The following is a 12,888-nucleotide window of genomic DNA, read 5'->3' as shown; positions in this document are numbered from 1 at the left end:
ATCGTAATCGAGGAAAAAGACTGGGCTTAAGATTCAATTTAATTGCGGGAATCTATAATTTAGAGCTGAGCAAAAAATGAATTATGAAAGAAGTCTAATGTAATTTATTTGGAATTTCAGCTATTTGATCATAAGTCAGCAACATCATAGTTAGTAATAGTGGATTTGAAGAAAAACTATGATGTGACTGATATAATTTTTTATCTAATATATCTATAAATGCATTTTTTACTACTCTATCATAATCAAGTTTATTAATAAGAGATAAAGCTTTATTTTTATCTAGTGGTTCAATTTTATATTGAAAAAATTCATCCCAAGAGGAAAATCTTTCATTATTTCTGCTTGAAATCAATATTCTTATTTCGTGATAATTATTAGATAAATATAATATTTCTTGTTCTAATTTATCTCTATATTCAATATTTACCTCATCAAAACCATCAAGAATCAGCAATATCTTCCCTAGCTTTAATGCGTAATCTAATTGTTCCTTATTAAAAGATGAATTTATCGAAATCATAGAGTTCAATATATAACTATATAAAGATTTATCTGACAAACTATTCAAATGCCGTAATTCAATAAATATTGGGAAAATTCCTTTCGACCTTTCGACTAGTTCAACAAATATACTCTTACAAAAAGTAGACTTACCACAACCTGCGCTACCTAATACAACTATTCTTTTATTTTTTTCTATTTCATCAATAAATTTATTTTCATCTATAATTTGTGAGTTAATTCTCAAATCAGTTCTAACATAAAAATCTTTTAATTTTACAGGCATTTCTCTATATAAAAGAGTTTTCGTTTTAGAATACCTTTCATAATTTCTTAGTAAGTAATCCGTAAAACAAGAACCTAAAGTAACGCGAATCTTGTTACTTGCATCTGTCTTAAGATTTTTTATTCCAGAATACACTGGTAAAGTAAACTGTCTTATTAATTCAGAGACTAAAGTACTCAATGTTTCATCTATCATTTATATTCTCAAATAAAAAACCCCACATAAATGTAGGGTCTTTTTACAACAATATCAATTACTTTTAGCTTAAATCATCAAGCCACATTCCCTTCCAAAAAGTCCTGTGCAAAGCGCTGCAAAACACCACCCGCTTCATACACATGCACTTCTTCTTCGGTATCCAAACGGCAAGTCACAGGCACTTTAATGATTTCATTTTTACCATCAGCAGTTGAACGCTCAACCACCAAAGTCAGGTCAGAACGCGGTGCAATATTACCAATCACGCTATACAGCTCAGTACCATCCAGCTTCAAAGTTTTACGGTCTGTCCCTGCTTTAAACTCAAGCGGTAACACACCCATACCCACCAAGTTAGTACGGTGAATACGCTCAAAACCTTCTGCCACAATCACTTCTACACCTGCAAGGCGCACACCTTTGGCAGCCCAGTCACGGCTCGAACCTTGACCGTAGTCCTTACCTGCAATGATGATCAGTGGCTGCTTACGATTCATATAAGTTTCAATCGCTTCCCACATACGCATCACTTCGCCTTCAGGCTCTACACGCGCTTTCGAACCCTGCTTGATGGTACCGTCAGAACGTACCACCATTTCATTAAACAGTTTAGGATTCGCCAAAGTCGCACGTTGCGCTGTTAAATGGTCACCGCGATGCGTTGCATAAGAGTTGAAATCTTCCTCAGGCAAGCCCATTTTCGCCAGATACTCACCGGCTGCCGAATCCATGATGATTGCATTTGATGGTGATAAATGGTCTGTAGTGATGTTATCGCCCAAGATCGCAAGCGGACGCATATTGGCTAAAGTACGCGGTGCAGCCAACGCGCCTTCCCAGTACGGTGGACGGCGGATATAAGTACTTTGCGGACGCCAGTCGTATAGTGGGCTTGCCGCTTTTTCACGCTCACCCAAGTCAAACATTGGGATATACACTTTCTTAAACTGTTCAGGCTTCACCGCTTTTTTCACCAATGCATCAATTTCAGCATCAGACGGCCAAATGTCTTTTAAGTAAATTGGATTGCCATCTTTGTCATTACCCAATGAATCGGTTTCGATATCAAAACGAATCGTCCCTGCAATCGCATACGCCACAACCAGCGGAGGCGAAGCCAAGAACGCTTGTTTTGCATAAGGATGGATACGGCCGTCAAAGTTACGGTTACCTGAAAGTACCGCAGTTGCGTACAAATCACGATCAATAATTTCTTGTTGAATTTTTGGATCTAAAGCACCTGACATACCATTACACGTGGTACATGCATATGCCACGATACCAAAACCCAGCTTTTCTAAATCACCGAGTACACCTGCTTCTTCTAGGTATAAAGCCGCAGCTTTAGAACCCGGTGCAAATGATGATTTCACCCAAGGTTTACGCACTAAACCTAATTCATTTGCTTTACGTGCCAACAAACCTGCCGCAACGGTATTACGGGGGTTAGAAGTGTTTGTACATGAGGTGATTGCTGCAATGATGATTGCGCCATCAGGCATTAAACCTTCAGCTTCCTGAGCTTTAGCCGCTTCTAAGTTACCTGCAATGCCTTTCGCTTTTAAATCAGCGGTTGATACACGTGCATGTGGATTCGATGGACCTGCAATATTACGAGTGACTTGTGATAAATCAAAACGTAGTACACGCGGGTATTCTGCCGCTGTCATATCCGACGCCCAAAGACCAATTTCTTTGGCATAGGTTTCAACCAATTTCACTTGATCCGCTTCACGGCCTGTCAAAGTCAGGTAATCAATGGTGTTTTGGTCAATGTAGAACATCGCAGCCGTTGCGCCATATTCAGGGGTCATATTCGAGATCGTTGCACGGTCGCCTACAGACATACTGTCTGCACCTTCACCGAAGAACTCAAGGTACGCACCAACCACACGTTCTTTACGCAAGAATTCAGTTAAAGCCAATACGATGTCAGTTGCGGTGATGCCTGCTTTACGCTGACCGACAAGCTCTACACCAATAATATCTGGTAGACGCATCCAAGATGCACGGCCGAGCATCACGTTTTCAGCTTCTAGACCGCCGACACCGACAGAAATCACACCCAATGCATCAGTATGCGGCGTATGTGAGTCTGTACCCACGCAAGTATCAGGGAAAGCTAAACCATCACGGTTTTGAATCACTGGAGACATTTTCTCCAAGTTGATTTGATGCATGATGCCGTTGCCCGCAGGGATCACATCGACATTTTCAAAGGCTGTTTTGGTCCATTCAATGAAATGGAAACGGTCTTCGTTACGACGGTCTTCGATCGCGCGGTTTTTCTCAAATGCGTCTGGGTCAAAACCGCCAAACTCTACAGCTAGAGAATGGTCAACAATCAGCTGCGTTGGAACAACAGGATTGACTTTTGACGGGTCGCCACCTTGGTCAGCAATCGCATCACGCAAGCCTGCAAGGTCAACCAATGCGGTTTGACCTAAGATGTCATGGCACACCACACGTGCAGGGTACCAAGGGAAATCGTGGTCTTGTTTACGGTTAATCAGTTCTTTTAAAGACTGTTCTAAGATTGCAGGGTCGCATTTACGAACCAACTGCTCTGCAAGGACTTTAGATGTATATGGGAGTTTTGCGTATGCGCCTGGCTGAATATCTTCTACGGCTTGGCGTACATCGAAGTATTCTAGCTGGGTGCCTTGCAGCGGTTTACGGTAGTTGTTGTTCATAGCGTTCCTGCCCTCGGTCTTTCATTTTTTTGCGTTGTCTTTTTCATAGACAATTCATCTTTGTTCGATAGGCATACTACACTGCCGAAAACCCATTTCCCAAATCTCATATATTTCATAGAGTTAAGTATAAAAACAGGGGTTTTTGAAATATTTAGTTACACTAACTTTGGAATATTCGCTCTAAATATGAATTTTTTTGAAAAATAGCTGCAAATTCGCCTCATTCTTTAGTCTAAGGAAAATTGCACTGCATAATATTTAATCTAAATATCAACCAATTTGGTTAAAAATCAGTCTTATCAATTTTAGTATTTAATAATCAAGGTATTAAATTATTTTATTAGCTCATTGCGCCTCAAAGTCATAATGTGAATCAAAACACGGTTTTATTATTTATTTTATCTTAATTCTCAATTTATCCCTATTTGCAGGGATAGCGTCGAATCACCCCTCTCTCAGATAATAAAAGCACGACATACAAGCACAGTAATTCGCTGTACTCGCCAAAATAATCACAATATTTACAAAATCTTAGCTAAATAAATCAGCGACTACTGTTCTACCGTCATTATGCTTTGGGGAAAGATCATGACAAAATTTAAAACCATCATTGGGGCTGGCTGCCTCTTAAGCTGTCTCAGCTTCATTGCCTGTGGCGACAACGACCAATCGACAACGGATTCGACGATTCAAGAAGAGGAAGTAGACTCACCGACTGTCGTCTCGAATCCACCACGTTTGAAAGCCAATGCACAAGGTCAACATGAACTACTGATAGCGTATAAACGCCAAGCCTTATACGACCCTGAAACGGGTGAAAATGACCTATTACAGGTCAGAGGCTATCTGACTAAACCTGAACTCTGGAACTCGAAAAATAGCGATGGCAGTGTTTCGGATGTGTTGGTTGGCCCACAAATTCGTGCGAAACAAGGTGACAATTTAAAAATTCATCTGGTCAATCATCTCCCTGTTGAATCGACGGAGACCTGTCCAAGTCCAGTGACCAATATTAACCAAGGGAACTGTTTTAACACCACAAATTTACATACACATGGTCTTTGGGTTAGCCCGCAAGGAAATAGTGACAACGTATTTTTGAGCTTAAAACCTCAGCAAGATTTTCATTACGAATTTAAGATCGAACCGAATCATCCTGCGGGAACATTTTGGTATCACTCGCATGTGCATGGTTCAACCGCGATTCAGGTCTCAAGTGGCATGGCTGGCCCTTTGATTATTGAGGGAGAGCGGAAACCTGTCATTCGTCAGGGGCAAATTCAGCAGACTGGAGATTTGGACATCTTATGGAAAAATCAAAAAACCCAGCAGTATGACCATGAAAAAATCATGCTATTCCAGCAGATTCAATACAATGAAGATTGCGACAGCAATTTAAGCCAAGTGAATGGTACACCCTGCATCTATAGCTTAGAAGATTATTCAAAACTCGATATACCAACCTCATGGGCGGATGAAAATCGTTTTACCAGTATTAATGGCAAAATGTTTGGTGAAATTAAGGTGGATCAGAACCAATACCACCGCTGGCGCATGATTCACGGTGGTATCCGTGACACCATTGCTTTGACCATCAAAGAACTGCCTGATTCTGCGCTCTTTACCGCAGAGCAAACCCTGAGCGAATGTCAAAAATATCAAAGTAAGTCGATGTCTTCACAGTTTAAAACGCTGAAAACATTACCGTTATATACCCTTGCACAAGACGGCTTGACCATGGGCAAAATCCAAAAGCACGGGATTGAAATTTTTCAACCAGGTTATCGCTTTGATGCCATGCTCGCCTTCCCGACCACCAATAAATACTGTGTATACGATGCCAAGCTGAATCTGGAAGATGAAATTAATGCGCCTGAATCAAGTCCATTACTTCGTCGCGCACCAGAAGAAAAACTCAATACACAGCTCCTCGGTTGGGTCAATGTGCAAGCAACTCAACTACCGCAGCAAACGCCGTTTAACTTCTTAAAAAGTCAGGCCACCCAACTAAAACTGGCACCAGAAGTGATTGCACAGCTCGAACAGGGTGATTTATCAGCCTTTATCTCTCATGCGAGTTTAATGACTGCTGAAGTCGATGAAATGCTCAAAACGATGGCGAAGCAAATCACCAACTTTGACATTCTGTTCAATACAGATGGCAGCTTTAAATTTGGTATTCGTCATGCCGAAGAAGGTACCTTGATCAGCTTTGGCGATGCCTACCATGATGAAGACCATACCCACCATAGCTATGTCCGCAAGCTTCCAATCGGGCAAACTCAAGAGTGGGAGTTAAGCAGTAATGTTGCCAGTCATCCCTTCCATATTCATGTCAATCCATTCCAAGTCGTGAAAATATTGAATGAAAATGGTGTCGATGTCAGTGCGATCGGCAGCTCAGATAAAGATGGTGCAGGAAATATTGACTCGCAATATCATGGAATGAAAGGCGTTTGGAAAGATACGCTCTTCGTCAAACAGGGCTATAAAATCTTTGTACGCAGTAAATACGAAAAATTTGAAGGCGACTTTGTACTGCACTGCCATATTTTAGACCATGAAGATCAAGGCATGATGGAAACCGTGCGTATTTGTGGCGATCAATATGATTGTAATAGTGAACCGCCTTCGCATCATTCCACTATGGATATGACTGCAAGCGATATGCCTACACACAATCACTAAGACAGATCTCTGCTGTACAAAAGCCCATATCAATATGGGCTTTTTGTTTGCCTAACACTGCGGCTTGCTGCAAAATAACATGATTAATGATATCTAAAATTTATACTGAGGCTGGTCATGACAACGTCTATGGCATTCACATCTTTTTCTCTCAACGGTGTCGATGCACAAAAATTTCTACAAGGGCAAGTGACTTTGCATGTTGAACGCCTTGAAGAAAATGCAACACGTTATACCGCAATCTGCGACCTCAAAGGCCGTATTCACTTTGGTTTATGGCTCACTAAACACAGTGCTGAAAGTTTTTCTATTGTCACTACGGCAGATCAAGCCGAAGAATTTGCCAAACATATTAAAAAATTTGGTGCATTTTCTAAGATGAAACTTGAAGAAACTGGTGCAGTTTTTCCAAGTTTAGTCGGTGATGAAACGACATTTACTTCGGAACCGACGGATGTTGCAGCATGGGAAATTCAAGCGATTCAAGCGGGTCAGGCCTATATTGACCAAGCCATTGAACATGTGTTCCAACCGCAAGAGTTACGTCTACATCAGCGTGAAGGCGTCCACTATGACAAAGGCTGTTATTTGGGTCAGGAAGTGATTGCACGTTTATGGTTTAAAGCTAAACCAAAAGCTTGGTTGCATGCAATTCAAGGCACAGGAACTGCGCCTGCACAAGGCGAACAGCTGAATAAAGGCGTACAAGTGGTCAATAGCGCGGCTGTAGATAATGGTTATGTAGCATTGGTTGTTGCTCGTCCAGAAGCTTTGGAAGAGTTAGATGTGACTGTTTTAGCATTGCCTGAAGCATTAAATAGTGATGTAGCGAGACCGCAGTCAGCTTAAATAAACTCAGAAGATAGCTACATTTAGCTATCTTCTTTTATAATAAATCTAAGTTTTAAATTTTAAAATTCATCATGTTAATTTGACTATTTTTAAACTAAAATGCACTCCGAATTTTAACAATAAACTATATAACGATGCATCAGACACAATTTCAAGACCCAAAGCACAAGATCATTGCCCTTTATTACGGAATTTTTGCCCTTCTAGGCATGGTCATACTCGGCAATCAATTGCTTTCAATTCAGCTATCTCTACTTGTTTTGATTATTATTCTTGTACTGTATGCCCAACTCTTTTTCATGCTAATGGGCGCTATCAAATATTGGAAAAGAGATGTTCTAGGCTTGAAAATACTGTTTTGGATCAGCTTAAGCCTTGTCCCGATTATTATCACACCCTTAGTCATTTACTATCCAAAAGTAACAACTGGCTTTTTTCTCTTTATGCAAAGCTCTTTTGGCTTCAGTAGCACAGGCTTCGAGTTTCATGTTGCTTACGACACCCAACTCACCCTCTTAAATACATCTTTTTGGGGAATTGGAATCAATCTTATTGAATTTTTTCTATGGTTACGCTTTAAGAATATTGCAGCAAATAATCATATTTCGATTGCCCATTTCAAGAATGAAGACTTAGAACTGAAACGCTATGATTAGCCATTTTTGACCGTATATAAACTAGAATTCTGACATCTGGTCTGACTGACCATCTAAATCTTCTGACCATCCCTAAGCACTCAAAGCCAAAGCCTAAAGACTTTGGCTTTTTAATCACTCATTTTTTCCCTCACATAATAAATTACCCCTGCCCGATCATCCGAAAAATAAAAAGATTTTTCATCGATCTTATAAATATCTGCAGGCCGCCCATTTACCGTTTTCCCGACTAAAAAGCCATTCATAAAGGTTTCAAGTTTTTGTCCTTTACGCATAATTGCAATTTTATAGCCATGACCAATGCCTTCGTCCGTAGAACCATGCAAGGCCATTAAAAATGCATTTTTAATGGCGGTATCAGTATGAGGGTCATCAAAATAATCAAAACCCAATGCAGATGAATGCGAAGGGAAATAAGCATAGGCCGATGGAACATTTTTACAGCCAGATGCGCGTTTAAATTTAGGGTCCGCCAAGACTTTGCCCAGCCATGAATAACATGCGGGCCAACCATAATCGACATCCTGTTTTAGCGCATAAAAAGTTTCATCTGGCTTTTTACGTCCCAAATGATCAGAACCTTGATTGGTCGCAAATAGAAATCTACCGATCCATTTTAATCCAACTGCATTACGCAAACCTGTCGCATAAATCCGTTGCTCTGAACCATCAGGATTCATCTCAATGACGGAGGCTCGTACTTTTTCTTTTTCTACACACGCATTACAACTCGAACCAACCGACACATAAACTTTTCCATTCCCACCAATAGCAATCGTCCGAGTCAGGTGCCAACCGCCGTATTTATAACTCAAACCATAATCGGGAAATGTCGCTAAAACTTCAGCCTTACCCGAAGGCTGAGTTTCACCTCTGTTGAATTTTTGCCGTGTCAGTTGGTGCGTTTCTGCCAAATAAAGCCAATCCTGTCCTTGAGCATTGGTATAAAACTGAACTGAATTTGGATTTCTCAAACCGGTCAGATAAGGAATGATTTTGCCAAATTTACCTGTGTCAGCATTCCAATCATCCAATATATACACAGTACCTTTTTTATTATCTGTTAGATCATGCATATCCGTGACAAACATTCTGCGATCAGGCGCTTGCGCAAAAAAGCGTACCCGTTTGAGACCTTCAGCAGCAGGAATGATCTCGAAATTTGCAGGCAAATTTAAAGAAAACTGCTTGCCATTTTTTAAATGGATTGGATGCGGAACAAGCTTGGGTTGTTGAGCCCAACTGGTTATTGAACAGACGAAACTAAGGATCAAGATGGCACTTATTTTTATCATATTTAAATACATCTCAATGAATCATGTATATCTGTATTCATCATAGATGTCTTGTATCTATTTTATTCAATTTATATTTTTAGAAAATATTATACTTTTGAAAATTAAAGTTTTTTTTAATCACATACGCTGTTGCAGTACACAACAAACAAAAATAAGGAGGAACTTTACTCCCCCTCACTTCTTCGTTTTTAAATCATGATTTTAATCAAAATCCATGAAACAGCTTATTCATGTCTTTGCATACATATTCTTTAAAATGATAGGCGCGCGCATGTTTGGCATCAAATTTAGCTTCCAAATCGCCTTTTTTGAAAATATAAACACGATCCTCTTTACTGACTAAAAACTCTGCGCCCAGTTTCATCAAAAGCGCATCAATTTTATCTTCATCTGCAATCGATTCATCTGCATTAATTTTATCGTAATTGCGTTTAATGCCTTTAATAAACATCGCGCTGCCTCTGAGAAAATAACAATGCGCGATTAAATCAGAGTCCTGCTTTTTTGCAAAGGCTTTTGATGCAATAAAGTCGTGGCATTTAAAGCGCTAAGGGCAATCAACATTATTTTATAAAAACGCTTTAAATCACAATTCCTCACTTTACATTTACGTAAATCTACCTATGATGTAAAAACCGACAAAAATAACCACCAAAACACATAAACGGAATTATGTGTATGATTTAAAAAAGGTTTCAAGATGAAAAAAATCTTACTTGCAAGCATTTTAGCAATGAGCACTCAATTGGCTTTTGCTGAAACCAAAACAGATACCGTCGATCCTGAATTTGCTAAAGTGGAAGCTATGGTCAAGGCCAAAGATATGAATGGCGCCTACCAAACACTGAGCAAGCTTGCAGCAAAAGGTAATGCTCAGGCCATTTATAATTTGGGCTATCTTACTCAAACAGGTCAAGGCGTAGCGAAGGATGAGAAAAAAGCCATCCAACTCTATGAACAGGCTGCAGCTAAAGGCTACCCAGTTGCAAACTATGTTTTAGGTAAAAATTATGCAACGGGCACACTGGGCTTAAAACAAGATACCAATAAGGCCAAACAATATTTAGAACGTGCATCTTCGGCTGGTTTTGAAGATGCCACTATAGACTATGCCATTTTACTTTTTGCAGAAAATAAGCCTGAGTCAGATAAATTGGCACTCAGCAAACTTGATCCGCTGATTAAAAAAGGCAACTACCCTGCGATTCATGCCAAAGCACTTTATGACATCAGTGCTGGCTTTAAAGCTAAAAATGAAAAGCCTATTCAACAAGGTCTAAATAGCATTCAAGAGTTAGCGAAAAAAGGTTATGTCCCTGCATTGATGGCAGTGGGCAATATGTTTGTAAATGGCAATATCATCCCGCAAAATTTGCCTGAAGCTAAAAAAATATTTAGTGCATTAGCCAAAGAAAATATTCCGCAAGCTAAAGAATCTTTGGCAACCGTGGATAAAATGATTGCTGAACAAGCCAAAGCGCCAAAAGCCAATGCGAAAAAGAGTTAATTGAGCATTAAAAAAAGCCCTGCACATGCAGGGCTTTTTTCATGGGTTTAAGCAAATCTTGAGCTGATCAAAATCACGCCCACCACAAACTGATTAATACGCCTGTTACGACAAATCCCAAGATGGTACTCATCAACAAAGGCGTTAAGGTCTTTTCATTTAAGCCATAAACTTGCCCAAGCATGGCAAAAATCGTCGGCATCGGCAATGCGGCAATAATCGTCCCTGCATATAACATCTCTTGGCTGACATCGGTCAAATAACGTAAGCCTAAATAAGTCAGTAAAGGCATCACCAAGTTGCTTGAAATCACCAAATAGAAGCTCTGAGCATTCACATACTTTAAGCTCATACCGACAATCCCTCCACCAATTGCAAACAGTGCCAGTGGTGAAGCCGTTTGACCTAACATCGCTAGTACATCATTGATTTGATGAGGCAAACGAATTTGGAAAATTGCAAACCCAATCCCTAGCATTACCCCTGCAAAGAGTGGATTTTTTAACAGGGTCATTAAGGTATTTTTGATGATGTCGCCAATATTGGCTTTTTGCTGTGAACTTCCTAATTGTGCAAGGACCAGCACCGTTGGAATCAGTAGCACACTTTCAATAATGACGATCAGTGAGGTATAGGTCATCGCATTTTGACCGACCAACAAGCTTAGCACTGCAGTGCCAATTAAACCTGTATTTGACATGCCAGCGCCTAGTGACAGTACCGCTGTTTGCGACATATTATTTTTAAAATGTGTCGACAATAGCCAATAGGCCATGCCATACAGTAAAAACGTGACTCCGGTATAAACAAAGAAATAGCCGGGATACCAAATTTGATGCAAATCTTTAGAAGCTAATGACTGAAAAAACAAAGCCGGCAGTGCAATCTTAATCACAAATGCACCAATGGTTCCGACCTGTTCTTTACTCAATAAACTGCATTTTACAGACAGATATCCCAAGGCCAAAAGAAAAAAGATTGGACCAATCACCTCAAAGACCATACAAAATATCCTGTGTAATAGACTCTTCCATCCACACCCTCAACCTGAGAGTGTAGATCGGACCACTATAAATTTTGATAATTAGAAAGCCGTAAATTGACTTCTTTGTGCATGAGGCTGACAGCGTAAGTACTGCGGAGAAATTTTTAGGTTTTCACCGAGTTCAGCAGCAGCATGCCATGGCCAACGCGGGTCATATTGAATTGCACGAGCAAGACCAATCGCATCTGCCATGCCATATTGTAAGATGCCTTCGGCTTGCATTGCTTCGGTAATTAAACCCACAGCAATTACGGGAACCTGAACGGCTTGCTTTATGGCTTCAGCAAAAGGCACTTGATAACTGGCTTGTAATTGAATTTTTTGCGCAACATCTAAGCCGCCACTAGAAACATGAATATAGGCTGTTCCTAGTTGTGCAAGCGCTTTTGACAAGCCAACAGCCGAGTCTAGATCCCAACTCGGTGCTTCAGTATATTCCATCCAGTCGGTTGCGGAAATACGTATCCCAATTGGATAATCTTCAGGAACGGCATTTTTCATGGCTTGGAACACTTCAAGCGTCAACCGAATGCGATTTTCCAGACTGCCACCATATTCATCGCTACGATGATTCGACAATGGCGACATAAATTGATGCAGTAAATAACCATGTGCAGCATGTAGCTCAATTAAGTCAAAGCCTGCATCTACCGCGCGTTTTGCTGAATCGGCAAAGTCTTGAATGATCTGCTGGATTTCATCTCGGCTTAAAGCATGGGGGGCATGATCTGTGGCATTAAAGGGCAAATCACTGGCTGAAACAGTTTGCCATCCTTGAGGATGATTTGGAGGTAATTGTCCACGTCCTGCCCACGGTTTATCTGTCGATGCCTTACGACCCGCATGTGCCAGCTGTATTGCAAAAGGCATAGGTGAAAGTGATTTCACCTTGGCCAATAGTGCCTTCATCTGTGCGCGTTGCATATCATTCCAAAGGCCGAGGTCTGCATAGCTAATGCGCCCCTCTGCCTGTACAGCTGTTGCCTCGACGATACAAAGTCCGGCACCTGACAAGGCATAATTCGCCCATTGTTGCTCATGCCAATAGCTTAACTCCCCTTGCTCATTGGCTGAATATTGACACATGGGTGCAATCACGATTCGATTACTCAGCCCCAATGTTCCAAACTGAATTGGTTGAAATAACAACGCCACATC

Annotated in this window: 10 protein-coding genes; 4 read left to right on the top strand and 6 right to left on the bottom strand. The window is 40.5% G+C overall.

What is annotated here, in order from left to right:
- Window positions 1-94: 94 nt before the first annotated feature.
- Together AC25JC_RS13910 and acnD are read right to left on the bottom strand one after the other, a co-directional pair.
- The gene (locus AC25JC_RS13910) at window positions 95-985 is read right to left on the bottom strand and encodes an NACHT domain-containing protein (RefSeq protein WP_486924263.1); all 891 of its coding nucleotides are present in this window, start codon (window positions 983-985) and stop codon (window positions 95-97) included.
- A gap of 77 nt (window positions 986-1,062) precedes the next feature.
- Window positions 1,063-3,681: a Fe/S-dependent 2-methylisocitrate dehydratase AcnD gene (gene acnD, locus AC25JC_RS13905; protein ID WP_486924262.1), complete on the bottom strand. Its 2,619-nt coding sequence runs from the start codon at window positions 3,679-3,681 to the stop codon at window positions 1,063-1,065.
- Window positions 3,682-4,272: 591 nt separating this feature from the next.
- Here acnD and AC25JC_RS13900 point away from each other — a divergent pair.
- From AC25JC_RS13900 to AC25JC_RS13890, 3 genes are all read left to right on the top strand, one after another.
- Window positions 4,273-6,372 carry a multicopper oxidase family protein gene (locus tag AC25JC_RS13900; protein WP_486924261.1) on the top strand — a complete coding sequence of 700 codons (2,100 nt, stop codon included), beginning with the start codon at window positions 4,273-4,275 and terminating at the stop codon, window positions 6,370-6,372.
- A 117-nt stretch (window positions 6,373-6,489) separates the two neighbouring features.
- The gene (ygfZ, locus tag AC25JC_RS13895) at window positions 6,490-7,221 is read left to right on the top strand and encodes a CAF17-like 4Fe-4S cluster assembly/insertion protein YgfZ (protein WP_486924260.1); all 732 of its coding nucleotides are present in this window, start codon (window positions 6,490-6,492) and stop codon (window positions 7,219-7,221) included.
- A 137-nt stretch (window positions 7,222-7,358) separates the two neighbouring features.
- Window positions 7,359-7,880, top strand: coding sequence for a hypothetical protein (locus tag AC25JC_RS13890; RefSeq protein ID WP_078191139.1), 522 nt, complete (start codon window positions 7,359-7,361; stop codon window positions 7,878-7,880).
- Between the two features lie 110 nt (window positions 7,881-7,990).
- Here AC25JC_RS13890 and AC25JC_RS13885 read toward each other — a convergent pair whose 3' ends face one another.
- Complete coding sequence (locus tag AC25JC_RS13885) at window positions 7,991-9,175, bottom strand: PQQ-dependent sugar dehydrogenase (protein WP_486924259.1); 1,185 nt, start codon at window positions 9,173-9,175, stop codon at window positions 7,991-7,993.
- Window positions 9,176-9,383: 208 nt separating this feature from the next.
- The gene (locus AC25JC_RS13880; protein ID WP_078191141.1) at window positions 9,384-9,629 is read right to left on the bottom strand and encodes a hypothetical protein; all 246 of its coding nucleotides are present in this window, start codon (window positions 9,627-9,629) and stop codon (window positions 9,384-9,386) included.
- A 249-nt stretch (window positions 9,630-9,878) separates the two neighbouring features.
- Here AC25JC_RS13880 and AC25JC_RS13875 point away from each other — a divergent pair, with 249 nt between their 5' ends.
- Window positions 9,879-10,685, top strand: coding sequence for a tetratricopeptide repeat protein (locus AC25JC_RS13875; RefSeq protein ID WP_249708265.1), 807 nt, complete (start codon window positions 9,879-9,881; stop codon window positions 10,683-10,685).
- A 73-nt stretch (window positions 10,686-10,758) separates the two neighbouring features.
- Here the strand turns inward: AC25JC_RS13875 and AC25JC_RS13870 are convergent, their stop codons facing one another.
- Together AC25JC_RS13870 and AC25JC_RS13865 are read right to left on the bottom strand one after the other, a co-directional pair.
- Window positions 10,759-11,688, bottom strand: a complete 930-nt coding sequence (locus AC25JC_RS13870; protein ID WP_180027265.1) for an AEC family transporter — start codon at window positions 11,686-11,688, stop codon at window positions 10,759-10,761.
- An 81-nt stretch (window positions 11,689-11,769) separates the two neighbouring features.
- Window positions 11,770-12,885 (bottom strand): NADH:flavin oxidoreductase/NADH oxidase, encoded by a 1,116-nt coding sequence (locus AC25JC_RS13865; protein WP_180023120.1) that lies wholly within the window; start codon window positions 12,883-12,885, stop codon window positions 11,770-11,772.
- Between the last annotated feature and the right edge of the window lie 3 nt (window positions 12,886-12,888).

Source organism: Acinetobacter sp. P37 (genome assembly GCF_057480965.1).
This window is presented reverse-complemented; position numbering and strand designations above follow the sequence as displayed.

What these genes read in the sequence shown, in the direction of transcription:
- AC25JC_RS13910 (WP_486924263.1), bottom strand. Translation starts at nt 985, where the DNA reads ATGATAGATGAAACATTGAGTACTTTAGTCTCTGAATTAATAAGACAG.
- acnD (WP_486924262.1), bottom strand. Translation starts at nt 3,681, where the DNA reads ATGAACAACAACTACCGTAAACCGCTGCAAGGCACCCAGCTAGAATAC.
- AC25JC_RS13900 (WP_486924261.1), top strand. Translation starts at nt 4,273, where the DNA reads ATGACAAAATTTAAAACCATCATTGGGGCTGGCTGCCTCTTAAGCTGT.
- ygfZ (WP_486924260.1), top strand. Translation starts at nt 6,490, where the DNA reads ATGACAACGTCTATGGCATTCACATCTTTTTCTCTCAACGGTGTCGAT.
- AC25JC_RS13890 (WP_078191139.1), top strand. Translation starts at nt 7,359, where the DNA reads ATGCATCAGACACAATTTCAAGACCCAAAGCACAAGATCATTGCCCTT.
- AC25JC_RS13885 (WP_486924259.1), bottom strand. Translation starts at nt 9,175, where the DNA reads ATGATAAAAATAAGTGCCATCTTGATCCTTAGTTTCGTCTGTTCAATA.
- AC25JC_RS13880 (WP_078191141.1), bottom strand. Translation starts at nt 9,629, where the DNA reads ATGTTTATTAAAGGCATTAAACGCAATTACGATAAAATTAATGCAGAT.
- AC25JC_RS13875 (WP_249708265.1), top strand. Translation starts at nt 9,879, where the DNA reads ATGAAAAAAATCTTACTTGCAAGCATTTTAGCAATGAGCACTCAATTG.
- AC25JC_RS13870 (WP_180027265.1), bottom strand. Translation starts at nt 11,688, where the DNA reads ATGGTCTTTGAGGTGATTGGTCCAATCTTTTTTCTTTTGGCCTTGGGA.